13 protein-coding genes are annotated in these 16,148 nt (G+C 74.3%); 4 read left to right on the forward strand and 9 right to left on the reverse strand.

The features are described from left to right. Positions 1-16 precede the first annotated feature (16 nt). Complete coding sequence (locus ADL22_RS30880) at positions 17-2,734, forward strand: pPIWI_RE module domain-containing protein (RefSeq protein WP_066987409.1); 2,718 nt, start codon at positions 17-19, stop codon at positions 2,732-2,734. Between the two features lie 143 nt (positions 2,735-2,877). On the opposite strand, the gene glnA is transcribed toward ADL22_RS30880, so the two are convergent. Continuing rightward, a complete protein-coding gene (gene glnA / locus ADL22_RS30885) occupies positions 2,878-4,287 on the reverse strand; it encodes a type I glutamate--ammonia ligase (protein ID WP_066987412.1) in 1,410 nt (469 codons plus the stop codon). Positions 4,288-4,682: 395 nt separating this feature from the next. On the opposite strand from glnA, the gene ADL22_RS30890 reads away from it, so the two are divergent. After that, entirely contained in the window at positions 4,683-5,150 is a 468-nt protein-coding gene (locus ADL22_RS30890; protein ID WP_199836411.1) for an RDD family protein, read from the forward strand. A 267-nt stretch (positions 5,151-5,417) separates the two neighbouring features. Here the strand turns inward: ADL22_RS30890 and ADL22_RS30895 are convergent, their stop codons facing one another. The 4 genes from ADL22_RS30895 to lipB all read right to left on the reverse strand — a co-directional run bounded on the left by ADL22_RS30895 (position 5,418) and on the right by lipB (position 8,512). Beyond that, a complete protein-coding gene (locus ADL22_RS30895; protein ID WP_066987418.1) occupies positions 5,418-6,125 on the reverse strand; it encodes a DUF4191 domain-containing protein in 708 nt (235 codons plus the stop codon). Between the two features lie 10 nt (positions 6,126-6,135). Next, the gene (locus tag ADL22_RS30900) at positions 6,136-6,351 is read right to left on the reverse strand and encodes a hypothetical protein (protein WP_066987420.1); all 216 of its coding nucleotides are present in this window, start codon (positions 6,349-6,351) and stop codon (positions 6,136-6,138) included. A gap of 227 nt (positions 6,352-6,578) precedes the next feature. Then, positions 6,579-7,529 (reverse strand): lipoyl synthase, encoded by a 951-nt coding sequence (lipA, locus tag ADL22_RS30905; RefSeq protein WP_066987423.1) that lies wholly within the window; start codon positions 7,527-7,529, stop codon positions 6,579-6,581. A 170-nt stretch (positions 7,530-7,699) separates the two neighbouring features. Continuing rightward, on the reverse strand, positions 7,700-8,512 hold the full coding sequence (gene lipB / locus ADL22_RS30910; protein ID WP_066987426.1) for a lipoyl(octanoyl) transferase LipB: 813 nt from the start codon (positions 8,510-8,512) through the stop codon (positions 7,700-7,702). Between the two features lie 334 nt (positions 8,513-8,846). On the opposite strand from lipB, the gene ADL22_RS30915 reads away from it, so the two are divergent. Next, positions 8,847-10,304: a regulator gene (locus ADL22_RS30915; RefSeq protein ID WP_066987429.1), complete on the forward strand. Its 1,458-nt coding sequence runs from the start codon at positions 8,847-8,849 to the stop codon at positions 10,302-10,304. Positions 10,305-10,363: 59 nt separating this feature from the next. Here the strand turns inward: ADL22_RS30915 and ADL22_RS30920 are convergent, their stop codons facing one another. From ADL22_RS30920 to ADL22_RS30930, 3 genes are all read right to left on the reverse strand, one after another. Next, positions 10,364-11,626: an NAD(P)/FAD-dependent oxidoreductase gene (locus ADL22_RS30920; RefSeq protein WP_066987432.1), complete on the reverse strand. Its 1,263-nt coding sequence runs from the start codon at positions 11,624-11,626 to the stop codon at positions 10,364-10,366. A 251-nt stretch (positions 11,627-11,877) separates the two neighbouring features. Next, positions 11,878-12,771 carry a TIGR01777 family oxidoreductase gene (locus tag ADL22_RS30925; RefSeq protein WP_066987435.1) on the reverse strand — a complete coding sequence of 298 codons (894 nt, stop codon included), beginning with the start codon at positions 12,769-12,771 and terminating at the stop codon, positions 11,878-11,880. A gap of 69 nt (positions 12,772-12,840) precedes the next feature. Next, a complete protein-coding gene (locus ADL22_RS30930) occupies positions 12,841-13,359 on the reverse strand; it encodes a DUF4240 domain-containing protein (RefSeq protein ID WP_066987438.1) in 519 nt (172 codons plus the stop codon). 220 nt (positions 13,360-13,579) lie between these two features. Here ADL22_RS30930 and ADL22_RS30935 point away from each other — a divergent pair, with 220 nt between their 5' ends. Next, the gene (locus ADL22_RS30935) at positions 13,580-15,475 is read left to right on the forward strand and encodes a hypothetical protein (RefSeq protein WP_066987440.1); all 1,896 of its coding nucleotides are present in this window, start codon (positions 13,580-13,582) and stop codon (positions 15,473-15,475) included. Positions 15,476-15,541: 66 nt separating this feature from the next. Here ADL22_RS30935 and ADL22_RS30940 read toward each other — a convergent pair. Then, a partial coding sequence (locus ADL22_RS30940) for a WYL domain-containing protein (RefSeq protein ID WP_159048751.1) occupies positions 15,542-16,148 on the reverse strand: 607 nt, incomplete at its 5' end.

A 16,148-nucleotide genomic window follows, 5' to 3' on the forward strand; every position in this document is an offset into this window, starting at 1 on the left:
GAGCGAAGGAGAGCATATGTACGGCACGATCCGCACTACTGCCTACGAACCTGACCCCGAGTACGGGCCGTTGCTGGAGCCTCTGTACGTCATGCGGCTCGGCGAGGACCTGCACACGGCTCTCACCGGCCTGCACGAGCGGACCCGCAGGCGTAGTGAAGGACCGTCCAGGCTGCCCATCCGCCAGCTCAACTCTCTCCTGCGGGCGATGGCACCCGGAGTCGTGGCCACCGCACGCAACGCCGACGCCGTGTCCGACGCCACGTGGCTGTACGGCCGCGAACCGGTGCCTGCCGGTGTGGTCGGCCCACTGGTCGGTACCTGGGCAGCGGGTCTGCTGCGCGGACGCCAGGACGACGGGACCGAAGCCGACGACACCACGGATCCGGAGCTGGAGGACCGGCTGCTCGAAGGGCTGGACGCCACTGTGGCGAACCTGCCCGCCTGGGAGACGGAACAGATCGATTTCACCGAAACCTCCGTCTCGCCCGGTGGCACCGCTGAACCCGCCCGGCGGTTGTACAGCCTGCTGCCGGAGTGGGTCGCGCACCGTCTTGCCGCCCGGCCGCTGCGCGCGCTGGGCCCGGAAATCCGCTTCCGTGTGGTCAGCCGCGAGAACGGTGTCGAGCTGGTCTCCTGGCCGCCGCAGTCCTGTGAGCACAAGAAACGCACCTGGTACTACTCGGCTCTGATCACCATCACCGTCCACACGGTGCCATTCGTTCAGAGCTTCCGTGTTCACGTCTCCACGAGCATCCGCCGGTGGGCCACCCACCTCGAGGTCCAGCCCGGTCAGCTGCGGGGGATGACCGTGCTGCTGGACGCGCCGCTGCCCTGGCCCGACAGCCCGGGGCGCGCGCCCCGGTTGGTGGAGAACGCCCTCGCCTTCGACCGCGGTCGGGGGCGGTTGGCGTGGCGCCGCCACAGTGCGGCCATCCTCTTGCCGGACCTGGACATCGTGCGCCGTTACCCCGAGCCCATGGACCTGTTCTCCGCGCCGGAGAAGTGGCTCAAGGGCCGCGACGGCATCGCCGCGGGCATGGTCTACAGCCCGGTGCTCGGCCCGCATAGCGTGGCCGCCGGTGTGATGCCCAAGGAGCGGTCCCTGCTCGATGCCTGGGTCGAGGAGGGGCTGCGGCCGATGCTGCGGCGCGTACCCGACCTGACTCGGGTGACCAGGAAGAACACCCCCTCACTGCTGATTCGCTCGGCTGCGGCCGGCCAGGCGGAAGGCCGCGAGGCGGCCCTGGCACTCAGTCGCCGATCTGCACTGGCCCGAGTGCTGAACGGCGCCCCCCTCGACGTTGACCTCCGATGGCAGAATGCCGAGACCAAGGAGGCCCTGCTGGCGGAGCTGCCTGCACTGGTCGGCCTCTCGCCGGGCCGGCCGGTCGAGGGCGCTGCTGATACCTGGCGTTGGCAAGCGGACGGCATCGATATCCGCGTCCGGACCCGCCCCGCGGGATCCCTGGCCGCCGCACTCAAGGTGCCGGGCGATGCCAGACGCCCCGTTGCCCTTCGGCTGGCCGATGCCATCGACGACAGGTGCGTACTCACCGCCGAACACATCGACCGGCCAGAGGGGGCGCTGGGACTGTCGATCCTTGAAATCGCGGGCAAGGAGGGATTCAGCACCGTCCCGGGGTCCGATCCCAAGCACGCTCTGCGCATCGCATGCGCCCGGCAGGGTCGGCTGAGCCAGTTCATCGCCCTGCCCCAGGAGATGGAGGACACCCTCGTCCATCGCGCCCGATGGACGTGGCTGGACGCCTTCCGCCAACTCGGCGCCATCTCTCCGCCTGCCCACCGGGTGGGTGCGGGGATCCCGGGTGACCTGCAGTACGTGGCCCTCTGGCTGGTCCGTTACACCAGGAAGGGGCCCACCCGCTGCCCCGCGCGGCGCTTGGTCGCGGTACGCGTCTGCCCCGGTGAGAACGCCGTCCAAGGCTGGGATCCGGACCGCGCCGAGTGGGTGCCCTATCCCCGTCTGCTCCAGTCGCTGGCCGTGGGCGCTCGGGCAGCGGAAGAGGTGGACGCACGGCCGGACCGGAACAAGAGCGGTTACGGCACGGGGGCGCGGTCGGACCACCATTGGCAGCAAGAGGCCGAACGGCAGATCAGAATGCTGCTCTACCAACTGCGGGACCGTCCGACGCTCTTTCTGGCGGATGCGGGCAACCTGCGCCAGTGCTGGCCTCGCTTGCGCAACGGAGCTCTGATGAAGGACATGCTGGGTTTCGGCGACGGCCCGAATCAGCGGCTCGCCGTCTACGGACCCGATCTGCGCGTCATCCTGGTCCGCAATGGCAACGGCCGTGACGAAGTACCCGAGTGGTACGCACACGACGGCAAGGGCAAGGTGGGCTTCACCAAGGGCGTGTGGGGCCCGACCGATCCGGACCACCGGGTTTTCGGCAGCACCGCGGATGTCCCGCACACCGCGACCCGCCCGAGGGGACTCATGAAACTGGTGCCCACCGAATTCGGCAGGTCGGCCCCGCGAAAAACCGCCTGGAATCCCGGCTGCCTGGAGTTGACCGTGCTCGGTTGCCTCTCGGAGAAGGCCCTGGCGGACGCCGGGCGGGGTACTGAGCCGCCCGACCAGCCGGCCGAGTGGGCCACCCTCGCGCACCAACTCCGCTTCCACGACGACTACCCGCCGCTGGCTCGTCCGCTCCCTCTCCACCTGGCCCGACTGGCCGGTGAGTACGTACTGCCCCTTGCCGCCCGTTGAGCGCGCCGCTTGGCCATGAGCCGACGAAACATGAGGGCCGCCCCCCGAATCCGGGAAGCGGCCCTCACTGGTCAACCTGTCATGGCCTCGGAGCACCGGCCGGGCTGCGGCGCACACGCGGTGCGTTCGCCCGACCCCGCCCCTTAGAGATCGAAGTAAAGCTCGAACTCGTGCGGGTGCGGGCGGAGCTGGATCGGGGCGATTTCGTTGGTGCGCTTGTAGTCGATCCAGGTCTCGATGAGGTCGGAGGTGAAGACGCCGCCCTGCTGGAGGTACTCGTTGTCCTCTTCCAGGGCGTCGAGGACGGCCGGGAGGGAGGTGGGGACCTGGGGGACGCCCGCGTGCTCCTCCGGGGCGAGCTCGTAGAGGTCCTTGTCGATCGGCTCGGACGGCTCGATCTTGTTCTTGACGCCGTCCAGGCCCGCGAGGAGGAGGGCGGAGAAGGCCAGGTACGGGTTGGACGACGGGTCCGGGGCGCGGAACTCGACGCGCTTGGCCTTCGGGTTCGACCCGGTGATCGGGATGCGCATGGCCGCGGAGCGGTTGCGCTGCGAGTAGACGAGGTTGACCGGGGCCTCGAAGCCCGGGACCAGGCGGTGGTAGGAGTTCACCGTGGGGTTGGTGAACGCCAGCAGCGACGGGGCGTGCTTGAGGATGCCGCCGATGTAGTAGCGGGCGGTGTCCGACAGGCCCGCGTAACCCTGCTCGTCGTAGAAGAGCGGCTGGCCGCCCTGCCACAGGGACTGGTGGACGTGCATGCCGGAGCCGTTGTCGCCGAAGATCGGCTTGGGCATGAAGGTGGCGGTCTTGCCGTTGCGCCAGGCGACGTTCTTGACGATGTACTTGAACAGCATCAGGTCGTCGGCGGCGGCGAGCAGCGTGTTGAACTTGTAGTTGATCTCCGCCTGGCCCGCGGTGCCGACCTCGTGGTGCTGGCGCTCGACCTGGAGGCCGGACTTCTCCAGCTCCAGCGAGATCTCGGCGCGCAGGTCCGCGAAGTGGTCGACCGGCGGGGCCGGGAAGTAGCCGCCCTTGTAGCGGACCTTGTAGCCGCGGTTGTCCTCCAGGGCACCGGTGTTCCAGGCGCCGGCCTCGGAGTCGATGTGGTAGAAGCCCTGGTTCGCGGAGGTCTCGAAACGCACCGAGTCGAAGACGTAGAACTCCGCCTCCGGGCCGAAGTACGCGGTGTCCGCGATGCCGGTGGACGCGAGGTACGCCTCGGCCTTCTTGGCGATGTTGCGCGGGTCGCGGCTGTACTGCTCGCCGGTGATCGGGTCGTGGATGAAGAAGTTGATGTTGAGGTGCTTCTCCTGGCGGAACGGGTCCACGCGGGCCGTCGACAGGTCCGGGCGCAGCGCCATGTCGGACTCGTGGATCGCCTGGAAGCCGCGGATCGACGAACCGTCGAACGCCAGGTCCTCGTCCGGGTCGAACGCCGAGGCGGGGATCGTGAAGTGCTGCATCACGCCCGGCAGGTCGCAGAAACGGACGTCGACGAACTTCACGTCCTCATCCGCGATGAACTTCTTCGCGTCGTCGGCGTTCTGGAACATCCAACTCCTCCTAGCCCGGTCACCGCTCGGCGGACGCGGGGTTGCGACTCGGAGCGCGTCCATGCGTGTGCGGTGGCGCGCTCGCCCGACCATAGGCAGGCGGGATTTCCCAAGCATGACCCATTTGTTTCGCCGAGGTTAACCGGCACGCGGTCGGTTTCACCCCGGTCGGGGGCCGGTCGCCGTGCCTGGCGGGAGCTGGTCGCCGTCCCTCCTGGGCCCGCCCTGGCCGTGCTCCGTTGCGGTTGCTGTCACGTGTCACCACCAGTGTGCGCCTGCGGGGTGCCCGGCTCCTAGGGACCGCCGGGTACGCCGTGCGGCCTTCCCGGTGGGATCCCGGCGCGAGCGGGAACCCGGGGCCCGGGGAACGTATGCGGTCGCAGTACCGTGGACGGGTGGACAACAGGCAAGCAATCGGATCGTGGATCTCCGGGCCCCGGGCGGCAGCCGAGGACATGGGCGTCGACTTCGGGTACCGAGGGCAGCGGCTCGGGCTGCCCGAGGAGGGGCCGGGTTCCATCGCCCGGGCCGGCCGCCGCTTCGGCGCGCTCTTCATCGACTGGGCGCTGTGCCTGATCGTCGCGTACGGGCTGCTCAGCGGCGGCAAGGCGCAGGCGACGAGCAACTGGGCGCTGCTGGTCTTCGCGGTGCTCAGCGTGCTGACCGTCGGCACGGTCGGCTGCACGCCCGGCAAGCGGCTCCTGGGGCTCCGGGTCGTAGCCGAGGGCGGCGGCCGGATCAGCCTCCCGCGGGTGATCCTGCGGACGCTGCTGCTGGTGCTGGTCATCCCGGCGGTGATCTGGGACCGCGACGGCCGCGGCCTGCACGACCGGCTCAGCCGGTCGGTCCAGGTGCGGATCTGACACGGCGGTCGGTACGGATACGCGCCTGACGTGCGGTACGGGGAACGCGTCCGACCTTGGGCGCGGCCCCCAGCCGTGACGACCGTAGGCCCGTACAACGAAGCTGCGGGGCGCCCCCACGGCCCGTACGCCCCTACGCGGAGACCGGGACGTCCGACACGCCCCCCACACCCCGATCACCCCCAAAAAACCGACAGCGCCCCCCAGCCAAAGCCGGACGGGCGCTGTCGGACGTTCCGCAGGTCGGGCGGGCGGGCCGCCGACGGGTCAGCGCATTTTGCCGCCGCGGGGCATGCGCATGCCCTTGGGCATCGGGCCCTTCGGGACCGGCATGTTGCTCATGAGGTCGCCGAGGGCGCGGAGGCGGTCGTTGACGGTGGTGACCTGGGGGCCGGGGAGGACGCGGGGGAGCTTGAGGAGGTGGGTGCGGAGCTTCTTGAGGGGGATCTGGCCGTCGCCGTCGCCGACGATCACGTCGTGGACGGGGGCGTCCGCGACGACCCGGGCCATGCGCTTCTTCTCGGCCGCCAGCAGACCGCGCAGGCGGTTGGGGTTGCCCTCGCCGACCAGCACGATGCCGGCCTTGCCGACCGCGCGGTGGACGACGTCCTGGTTGCGGTTCATGGCGACCGCGGGGGTCACCGTCCAGCCGCGGCCGACGTTCTCCAGGACGGCGGCCGCCGCGCCGGGCTGGCCCTCCATCTGCCCGAAGGCCGCCCGCTCGGCGCGCCGGCCGAAGATGATCGCCATCGCCAGGAAGGCCAGGACGAAGCCCAGGATGCCCGTGTACACGGGGTGGCCGATCAGGAAGCCGATGGCGAGGAGGACGCCGAAGACGACGATTCCTGTGCCAGCGACGACAAGACCGACCTTGGAATCGACCCGACGGGTCATCTTGTAGGTCAGGGCGATCTGCTTGAGCCGCCCGGGGTTCTCAGCGCCGCCAGCGCCGGTTGCGTTTGCCTTCCTCGCCATACAGCGAAGTTTACGTGGCGTGCGGGCGGCGGGTGGCCGCGGCCTCCAGGACGTACCCGGCGTCGTACCGGTCCTTGGCGCGGCGGCGGTCCTCCAGGACCGACGTCCAGGCGTTGCGGCGGGCGGTGCGCTGGCCGCCGCGCAGCAGGACGGCCTCGATGGCCCGCAGGGCACCGGTGACGGAGGGGATGGGGCGGGCGGTGGCGCGGAGCGGCGCGGCCTCCATGGTGATGGTCTCCCTCGACGGACGAACGGACGGATGGATCAGATACGAACAGCGGGGCGCGTGCGCGGTGGGTGCATCCATCGTTACCGAGTGGTGTTACCAACGGATGACCTGCCGGTCAAACACGATGAAACGTTGACGCGGCCCCCACGCCCCCCAGCCCGGGGGAGTGCGGGGCCGCGTCTCTCAGCATGTGCCAGGATTCACAAGTTGGCGCGCCGGGCGCGTCAAACCGCCTGACTGGCCGCCTCGACCTCGCGCCGCTCGATCGCCTGCTGGTAGAGGCGGCCGGCGCGGTACGAGGAGCGGACCAGCGGGCCGGACATCACGCCGGCGTAGCCGATCTCCTCGGCCTCCTCCTTCAGCTCCACGAACTCCTGGGGCTTGACCCAGCGCTCGATGGGGTGGTGCCGCACGGACGGGCGGAGGTACTGGGTGATCGTGATCAGCTCGCAGCCCGCGTCGTGGAGGTCCTGGAGGGCCTCGCTGATCTCCTCGCGGGTCTCGCCCATGCCCAGGATGAGGTTGGACTTGGTGACCAGGCCGGCCGCGCGGGCCTCGGTGATCACCTTCAGCGAGCGCTCGTAGCGGAAGCCGGGGCGGATCCGCTTGAAGATCCGCGGGACCGTCTCGACGTTGTGCGCCAGCACCTCGGGGCGGGACGAGAAGACCTCGGCCAGCTGGTCGGGGTCGGCGTTGAAGTCGGGGATCAGGAGCTCGACGCCGGTGCCGGGCATGGCGGCGTGGATCTGGCGGACGGTCTCGGCGTAGAGCCAGGCGCCGCCGTCCTCCAGGTCGTCGCGGGCGACGCCGGTGATCGTGGCGTACTTCAGGCCCATGGTCTTCACCGACTCGGCGACCCGGCGCGGCTCGTCGCGGTCCAGCGCCTGCGGCTTGCCGGTGTCGATCTGGCAGAAGTCGCAGCGCCGGGTGCACTGGTCGCCGCCGATCAGGAACGTCGCCTCGCGGTCCTCCCAGCATTCGTAGATGTTGGGACAGCCCGCCTCCTGGCAGACCGTGTGCAGGCCCTCGCTCTTGACCAGGCCCTGGAGGTGGTTGTACTCGGGGCCCATTTTCGCCCGGGTCTTGATCCACTCGGGCTTGCGCTCGATGGGGGTCTGGCTGTTGCGGACCTCCAGGCGCAGCATTTTGCGTCCGTCGGGTGCGACTGCGGACACGTCGGCTCCCTACAACTTCGATTCTTCGGCGTACACCAGGGTACGCCCGTGAAATCGCACGCTCTTACGCGTGCGGTGGTGCCGGTCCAACCCCGTACGGGAGGGCGGCATTCCCGCGGCCGGGCCGCCGGGCCGGTGGAGGCCGGCCGGTGGCCGCGGGGCGGCGGGCGTCAGACCGCGCGGGGGAGCAGAACGGCGTTCTCCAGGACGTCCCGCAGGTGCTTCTCGACGACCGGCAGGACCTCGGCGATGGTGAGGTCGCGGCCCAGCTCGCCGGCGAGCGAGGCGACGCCGGCGTCCCGGATGCCGCACGGCACGATCTTGTCGAACGAGGTGGTGTCGGGGTTCACGTTGAGCGAGAAGCCGTGCATCGTGACGCCCTTGGCGACCCGGATGCCGATCGCGGCGAGCTTGCGGTCCTCACCGCGCTGGCCGGCGTTGGACGGCGCGTACTCGGGGCCGCTGAGCCGCGGGTCGAACTCCTCGTCCGTCCGCGGGTCGAAGTCGAGCTGGAGGCCGCCCAGGGCCGGCCGCTTCTCGACCGGGTCGCCGAGCACCCACACACCGCTGCGGCCCTCGACCCGGGTGCCCTCCACGCCGAACTCGGCGCAGACCCGGATCAGCGCCTCCTCCAGCCGGCGGACGTGGGCGACCACGTCGACCGGGCGCGGCAGCTTCTGGATCGGGTAGCCCACCAGCTGGCCGGGGCCGTGCCAGGTGATCTTCCCGCCGCGGTCCACGTCGACGACCGGGGTGCCGTCCAGGGGGCGCTCGTCGTCGGTGGTGCGCCGGCCCGCCGTGTACACGGCCTGGTGCTCCAGCAGCAGGCAGGTGTCGGGGACCTCGTCGGCGAACCGGGCGGCGTGGATCCGGCGCTGCTCCTGCCAGGCCGCGTTGTATTCGACGGCGTCCGCCCCGAAGCCCAGATGGACGAAGCGCAGACCCTCGGGTGCGGGGGTCTCCCCCCGAGAGATCGCAGTCACGGCAGCTCCTCTTCGAACCCTGGTCGCAGTTCACTGCGACGACTTCATGCCGCCGCCGGCGATCTGCGGTGCACCGTCAGCGGCATTTCGCGCCCACGCCACTGTACGGCCGCCGGGCGCGCCGCCGGCACGCGGCCGGTGCGCACCCGGGCGCCGGGCGGCCCCCGGCGCGCCTGTGACGTGCTCACACGATCGGATGAACGCAGGCCGCAGGCGGCGAGAACGGCGCCGAAGGCCGTTACATTCACGCCGTTCCACAAGGGCGAAGAGCATGCCGGACGGGGTCAGTCGAACCCGGCGGCCCGGCCCGGAAGGCAGGAGACCGGTAAAGCTGATGACGGAACGACCCCCGCACCACACGCCCAACCGCCAGCTCGCCGCGCTCATCGCCGAGGCCGGCTTCTCCAACGCAGGGCTGGCCAGACGGGTTGATCAACTCGGCATCGAGCACGGCCTCGACCTGCGCTACGACAAGACCTCGGTGACCCGCTGGCTGCGCGGCCAGCAGCCCCGGGGCACCACCCCCGCGCTGATCGCGGAGGTCTTCACCCGCCGGCTGGGGCGCCGGCTCTCCGCCCAGGACCTGGGCCTGGACGCCTGCGCGCCGGTGTACGCCGGGCTGGAGTTCGCCTCGACCCCCGCCGAGGCGGTGGACATCGTCAGCGGGCTGTGGCGCAAGGACTCCGGCAGCCACGCCGAGCTGCGGAAGATCGCCTTCACCCCGGCCGGGCTGGTGGTGCCCAGCCGGGACTGGCTGATCGGCCGGCCCGACGAGCGGGTGGCGCACGGCGACCCGGCGGCGGAGCCACCCGAGCGGGTCCCGGCCCAGGGCGGCCGGGCGGCGGTGCCCCGCCAGCGCCAGACCGAGCGCGTCGACCGCACCCGCGGCAGCCGGGTCAGCTCCGGCGACATCGCGGCGCTGCGCTCGGTCGGCGAGCTGTTCCGCGCGCTGGACCACGCCTACGGCGGGGGCCACGCCCGCCAGGCCCTGGTGCGCTATCTGGAGCACGAGGCCGAGCCGATGCTCCGCGGCACCTACGGCGAGGCGATCGGCCGCCGGCTCTTCGCGGCCGCCGCCGACCTGACCCGGCTGGCCGGCTGGACCTCGTACGACATCGCCGCGCACGGACTGGCGCAGCGGTACTTCGTCCAGGCGCTGCGGCTGTCCCAGGCCGCCGGCGACCGCGCGTACGGCGCCTACGTCCTGGTGACGATGAGCCGGCAGGCGGTCTATCTGGGGCACGGCCGGGAGGCCGTCCAGCTGGCCCGGGTCGCCCAGCAGGGCGTCGGCAGCTCGGTGCCGCCCACCGTGCAGGCGCTGCTGCACGCCGCCGAGGCGCGCGGCCACGGCGTGCTGAACGAGGTCCGGGCCTGCACCGCCGCGCTGGCCCGCGCCGAACGCGCCCTGGAGAGCGCCCGCCCCGGGGACGAGACCCCGTACTGGGCGCGCTTCTTCGACGAGGCGCAGCTGGCCGACGAGCTGGCCCACTGCCACCGGGACCTCCAGCAGTACCGCGCGGCCTCCCAGCACGCCGAGCGCTCGCTCCAGCTGCGGGCGGCCGGCTTCGCCCGCAGCCGGCTGTTCTGCCGGGTGGTGCTGGCGACCGCGCGGCTGGGCCTGGGCGAGCTGGAGCAGGCGTGCACGCTGGGCGCCGAGGCGGCCCTCCAGGCGTCCGAGATGCGCTCGGTGCGCGCCCACGAGTACGTCCGGGACTTCGAGCGGCGGCTGGAGCCGTACCGCGACGCGGCGCCGGTGCGCGGCTATCGGGAGCGGGTGGCGGCGCTGGGCTGACGGGCGGGTGGCGGGCGGCCGGCGGGCCGCCCGTGGCGCCGCCCGGCCAGGCCGCCCGGTCAGGCCGCCGCCGGGACGGCGCCCGGCTCCGGGCGGGCCGGCACCCCGAAGTCCTGGAGCAGCGCGCGGGCGGCCCGGCGGCCGGAGCGCAGCGCCCCCTGGAGGGTGCTGGTGTCCCGGTGGTCGCCGCACACGTACAGCCCGGCCAGCACCCGTACGGCGCGCTGCGGATCGTGCGGGGTGGCCATCGCGGGCACGGCGTACGGGTCGTGATGGCCGGTCAGCAGCCGCCAGTCGTCGGCCCGGCCCCCGTAGATCCGCTCCAGCCGGGGCCGGACGGTCTTGTCCAGGACGTCCAGCGGCAGGGCCGCGGCGGAGCCGAGGACGGCGGTGGTGACGAGGGTGCGGCCCGGCGGGGTGCGTGAGGGGTCGATGGCGCCGGCGAGGTAGCTGAAGCCGATCGGGCCGTCGGTGGGCAGGATCAGGGCGGTGTCCCGGCAGGGGCCGCCGCGGGTGCCGGCGGGCGCGCCGGTGGTGTGGTGCAGCACGGTCACGGGGTGGAAGGCGGGCAGCCGCAGGCCCGGCAGCAGACCGGCGGCGGAGCGGGCGCCGGTGGCCACCAGCACCGCCCGGCACGGTATCCGGCCGTGCGCGCGGGTCGTGACGCCGTTGGTGGCGACGGCGGTGACCTCCACGGACGTCCGGACCGTCCCCGGCGGCAGACCGGCCGCCAGCAGCTCCGGGACGGCCGAGGCGCCGCCCGCCGGCAGCGCCAGCCGCCCCTCGGCGTACGCCCGCAGCACCTGCGCCGCGCCCCGGCTGGACCCGCGCAGCCGCGGATCGCACAGCAGCGCGCCGAGCAGCGGCCGCAGGAACGTGTCGTGGGTGCGCGGCGGGAACGCCGGGCGGCCGGCGAGCGCGTCGCTGACCGGCCGGTCGGCGGCCACGGACCGCTCCGTACGGCGGTCGGCGCGTGTGAGGGCGCGCGCCGCGGCGAGTGCGCCCCTTGTGCACCGGAGCGGGCTGACGCGCTGGGTCCGCTGCCCGGTGTGCAGGCCCAGCCCGGCCGCGAACGGACGCAGGGTCAGCTCGGCCAGACCCGGGGTGCGGCGCAGCGCGGCCGGCGAGACCGCCAGCGGGCGGGCGCAGCGGTCCAGGCGGAAGCCGTCCACCTGGTCGGTGACGGACCGGCCGCCGACCCGCGGCGCGGCCTCCAGGACGGTGACCGTGAGCCCTGCCCCGGTCAGATGGCGGGCCGCGGCGAGGCCGGCCGGCCCGGCCCCCACGATGACGACGTCGACGGCCGATACGGTGCGCAGCACAAGCCCCTCCCGAGGTCGGTCCCAGCGGCGGCGCAGGATTGTCATGCCCGCTGCGGGCCGCCGGGATGCCGGTGATGTGTGCGAGGACCGTAGGGACCGCGGGGGCCGGTCCGACAGGGGCGCCCCGGGGGCGCGTCGGTGCGCCCGGTGCCACGGGGGCGGTGGGGGCCGGGGGCTGTCGTCGCTCCCCGCGCTCCGGGCGGTGGGGGCCGGGTCCCGCCGTGGCGCGCCGCGCGCCGGGCCGCCGGGGACTACTCGGCCAGGGCGGCGCGCACCGCGTCCGTGATCCGGGGGTGCGCGAAGGTGAAACCGGACTCCAGCAGCCGGCGCGGGACGACCCGCTGGCTGCCCAGCACATCGGCCGCGAACTCCCCGAGCGCCAGCCGGAGGACCGGCGCCGGGACGGTGCACAGCGTGGGGCGGCGCAGCAGGCGGCCCATCACGGCGGTCGCCTGGCGGTTGGTCACCGGCTCGGGGGCGGTGAGGTTGACCGGCCCGGACAGCTCCTCGGCGGTCAGCAGATGGCGCAGCGCCGCGATCTCGTCGTGCAGCGAGATGAAGCTCCAGTACTGGCTGCCGTCGCCCAGGCGGCCGCCCAGCCCCAGCCGGAAGACCGGGAAGAGCCGCCCCCAGGCGCCGCCGGAGCGGGACACCACCAGACCGGTCCGGGCGAAGACGGTCCGGATACCGGCGTCCACGGCCGGGGCGGCGGCGTCCTCCCAGTCCACGCAGACCTCCGGCAGGAAGCCGGTGCCGGCCGGGGCGGACTCGTCCGTCCGCCGGTCCCCGGTGTCGCCGTAGTAGCCGATCGCGCTGCCGGAGACGAAGACCCGCGGCGGCTCGTCCAGCGCGGCCAGCGCGGTGGCCAGGGTGCGGGTGCCCAGCACCCGGCTGTCGCGGATCTCCCGCTTGTACGCGGCGGTCCAGCGGTGGTCGGCGACGCCCGCCCCGGCGAGGTGCACCACCGCGTCGCAGCCGGCCAGCGCCGCCGGGTCGAGCCGGCGCCCCTGGGGGTCCCAGGCCACCTCGTCGGCCGCCGCCGGGGGCCGCCGGACGAGCCGTACGACGTCGTGGCCGTCCGCGCGCAGCCGCCGGACGAGTGCCCTGCCGATGAGTCCGGACGAGCCGGTGATCGCGATCCGCATGCGCCCATCCTGCCCGGGATCGGGGGCGTTACGGGGGACCGGCCCGGCGGGAGGCCGCAAACACTGGAGCTAGTCGCGGAAGCGCGCCCACAGGCGGGGGAAGCGCTCGGCCAGGGCGGCGTCGTCGTCCGGGTCGAGGTAGTCGCCGAGCGGTTCCGGCGGGGGCGCGGGCAGGCCGAGGTCGGGCATGACGGCGCCGGTCAGCTGCTCGTACGCCTCGTCGGCGGCGTAGCCGATGTCCTCGCCGTCGCCGTCGGTCTCCTCGTCGAAGTCGCCGAGCAGGCCGGCGAGCTGGTCCGGATCGTGCAGCGCGCCCTCGAAGACGTGCCGGCCCCGGCCGATCAGCCAGCAGCGGAAGGAGTCGAACGCGTCGTCGCTCGCGCCGTCCAGCAGCAGCGCCGCGGCGGCCCACAGGTCCCAGGTGCAGGCGCGGTTGAAGCGGGACTCGAAGTGGCGGGCGAAGTCCGCGATCCGGTCCGGGTCGAGCCCGAGCAGCCGCTCCACCAGGGCGTCGGCCTGCTCCACGGGGTCGTCCCCGGCCGCCTCGCGGGAGCCGTCGATCAGCTCCCAGAACTCCGTCTCGTCCATCACCGCTCCAGCATCCGCCCTGCCGCGGCGGCCCGCACGCGGAATGCCCCGGACACGCCGGACGTGCCCCGGACCGGGGAACGGGCGCGCGGGCGGCGGGGGTCGGGCGGGTGACCGGGCCGCCGCTGCGTCGTTGTGCGGCATGCAGCCACGGCAGCCCCCGCACGCCTTCAGGACCCCCACAGCACCCCATCTCGTGAAGGGCGGACCCGCCATGCCCATGGACGAACGGACCCGGGCCGATGTCGAACGCGCCGAGGCGGCCCTCGTCGAGCACTATCCGCACCTGGTCCGCCTCGCCCACCTCGTCCTGCCCCCCTCGATGGGCCGCCACCGCAAGGTGCTCACCGCGCACGGCCTGGTGCAGCGGGCCCTGCCGTGGCGCGCCGCGCGCCGGGCGGCCGGAGCGCTGCCCGCCCAGCGCGGCCCGGACACCGCCGCCGGCTACGACCTGGTCCGGCAGCGGACCCTGGAGCTGGCGCTGGCCTACGAGGACCGGCGGCGGCCCGCGGTGCTGCTGCCGACCGTGCCGTTCGTGTGGGGGCTGCGGCTCTTCCCGCGGGCCGGCGGCGCCGACGAACTCGCCCTGGACCAGGCCCTGTCCGCCGTCCCGGCCGCGGTCCGGGCCGCGCTGGGGCTGTGGCAGCTGGAGGGGCTGGAGCCCGAGGCGGCGCGGGCCGTGCTGGCGCGCGCCGGGGTCGCCGACCCGGACGCGGCGCTGCGGGCGGCCGGGCAGCTGGACCGGCGGACGGGGGCCGGGGCCGCGGCGCTGCTGGCCGCGGGGGAGTTCGACCCGTGCACGGTGCACGTCCGGCCGACCGATCTGCTGCGCCGCCGCCAGCGGGCGCGGGCCGCGGCGGCGCTCGCGGCCGTGCTGGCGGCCGGGGCGGTGGTGGCGGCGCTGCCCGGTGGACAGCCCGCCGCCCGGCCCGCGCCCACCGCCGCCCAGCAGGCCCTGGACCCCGGCCGGCTGCTCCGCACCCCCAACGAGGAGTGGGTACGCACCTCCCGGGTGGACTTCACCGCCTGGCCGCCGCGCGGCCGCCAGGCCGGGGACCGGCGGCTGCTGGGCCGGGCGCTGCGGGTCTGGGCCGCGCCGCCGCCCGGCACCCGGATCGTGGCCGCCGCCGGCACCTCCACCCGGCCCCCGGCGGAACCGCCCCGGCTGCTCTACGCCGGTCTGATCGACAACGTCATGGTGGTGGTCTTCCACGACGGCGAACGGCTGGTGCGCTACGCCGAGCCCGAAGGCGCCACGCCCACCCTGCACTTCGCCCGCACCGACAACGCGGACCTGGCCACCGCCGGCGCGCTGGTGATCGGCCGCGGCAACGGCTGGCAGCGCTATCTGATCGCCCCCTGGGTCGCCGGTGTCGCCGTCCGGGACCTGCTCGCGCCGGACGCGCCGCCGCACGGCCTGCACCTGGCCCCGGACGGCGTCACCGACCGGATCCCGCTCCCGCCCGCCGGCGGGGGCCCGTGCGGCCACTGGCCCGCGACCGAACTGCGCACCTCGGCGCGGCTGGAGAGCCACCCCGCCGTCCTGGTGACCGACCTCGGGGACCTCGCGCCGGTGCACCTGGCGTACGCGGCGGCGCCCGCCGGGCCCGCCGCCCCGGGCGAGGCGAACGGCGCGCCCGCGCTGCACAGCTGGGCCCGGACCGCGTGCACCCTGCGGTCGCTGCGCGGCACCGGCGTACGGTCCGTCAGCAACTGGGTCTACGCCCGCCAGCCGCTCCCCGAGGGCGGCGGCACCGCGGAGTGGGTGTGCAACCGCGCCGAGACCTGGCGCGGGCCCGGCCGGGCCATGGTGCAGTTCGAGCCGCCCGCGGCCGGCCCGGCCGACCCGGGGCGGATCGCCGGGCGGGCCACCGGCACGGCGGTGTGCGGGCCGTACGGCCGCGGGGTGCTCGGCGGCGTCCGCTGGCAGGCGGAGTCCGGGACGTGGTACCTCCTCGCGGCCGGGGGCGGCCGGGTGGACGGGATCGACGTCACCGGCGGCGTACGGGCCGGGGCCGACGCGCCGACGCTCGCGGTGCCGGCCGCGCGGGACGCCCCGGCGGAGGTCACCGGGCGGCTGCCGGACGGCGGGACGGTGCGGGCGCTCCAGCCGTGAGGCGTGTCTGAGGGGCGCGGGAGGGTGCCGGACGGGCGTGCGGGCTGCCGCGCCCCGAGGGGGCCGTCAGTCCGGCGCGGCGGCTCCCTCCTCGTCCGCCGGGCCGTAGAGCGCGGCGGCGCGGCGGGCGGCCGCCGCGAAGCGCTCCCGCAGTCCGGCGGGCGCCAGCACCTCGGCCTCCGGGCCCAGCCCCAGCAGCTGGGCGTAGGCGACCTCCTCGGACTCCACGGCCAGGGTGACCGTCAGCCGTCCCCGGGCGTCCGGGCCGCCCGCGGCCTCCGCCCGCTCGACGGCCTCGCGGGCCGCGGCCGGCTCCGTGACGTGCCTCAACTGCCGGACCCCGCGCGGGGAGAGCCGGACGGTTATCTCCTCGCGCAGCAGCGAGCGCCGGAACTGCTCGGCCCGCTCGGCCCAGAACGACGGCAGGTCGAACTCCGGATCGCGCACGAAGCGCCCGGCCGCCGCCGCGTCCCGGCCCCCCGCCCCGCCGCGCGCCCCACCGGCCGGAGCGCCAGGCCCGTCCGCCCCCTCCGGCCCCACCGGCGCGGCCGCCGTGAAGCGGTCGACGCGGTAGACCCGGAAGCCGGGCCGGACGGCGGCCCCCTCGGCGGCGGACGCCCCGCCCGGCCGTGACACCTGGCCGGACGCCTCGCCCGGCCGCGACGCCCCGCCC

Origin of the sequence: Streptomyces sp. NRRL F-4489 (genome assembly GCF_001509485.1) — a bacterium.
GTDB lineage: Bacteria > Actinomycetota > Actinomycetes > Streptomycetales > Streptomycetaceae > Streptomyces.

Excerpts from the sequence above, each read along its gene's own strand:
- ADL22_RS30880 (WP_066987409.1), top strand. The coding sequence starts at position 17 with ATGTACGGCACGATCCGCACTACTGCCTACGAACCTGACCCCGAGTAC.
- glnA (WP_066987412.1), bottom strand. The coding sequence starts at position 4,287 with ATGTTCCAGAACGCCGACGACGCGAAGAAGTTCATCGCGGATGAGGAC.
- ADL22_RS30895 (WP_066987418.1), bottom strand. The coding sequence starts at position 6,125 with ATGGCGAGGAAGGCAAACGCAACCGGCGCTGGCGGCGCTGAGAACCCC.
- ADL22_RS30900 (WP_066987420.1), bottom strand. The coding sequence starts at position 6,351 with ATGGAGGCCGCGCCGCTCCGCGCCACCGCCCGCCCCATCCCCTCCGTC.
- ADL22_RS30915 (WP_066987429.1), top strand. The coding sequence starts at position 8,847 with ATGACGGAACGACCCCCGCACCACACGCCCAACCGCCAGCTCGCCGCG.
- ADL22_RS30925 (WP_066987435.1), bottom strand. The coding sequence starts at position 12,771 with ATGCGGATCGCGATCACCGGCTCGTCCGGACTCATCGGCAGGGCACTC.
- ADL22_RS30930 (WP_066987438.1), bottom strand. The coding sequence starts at position 13,359 with ATGGACGAGACGGAGTTCTGGGAGCTGATCGACGGCTCCCGCGAGGCG.
- ADL22_RS30935 (WP_066987440.1), top strand. The coding sequence starts at position 13,580 with ATGGACGAACGGACCCGGGCCGATGTCGAACGCGCCGAGGCGGCCCTC.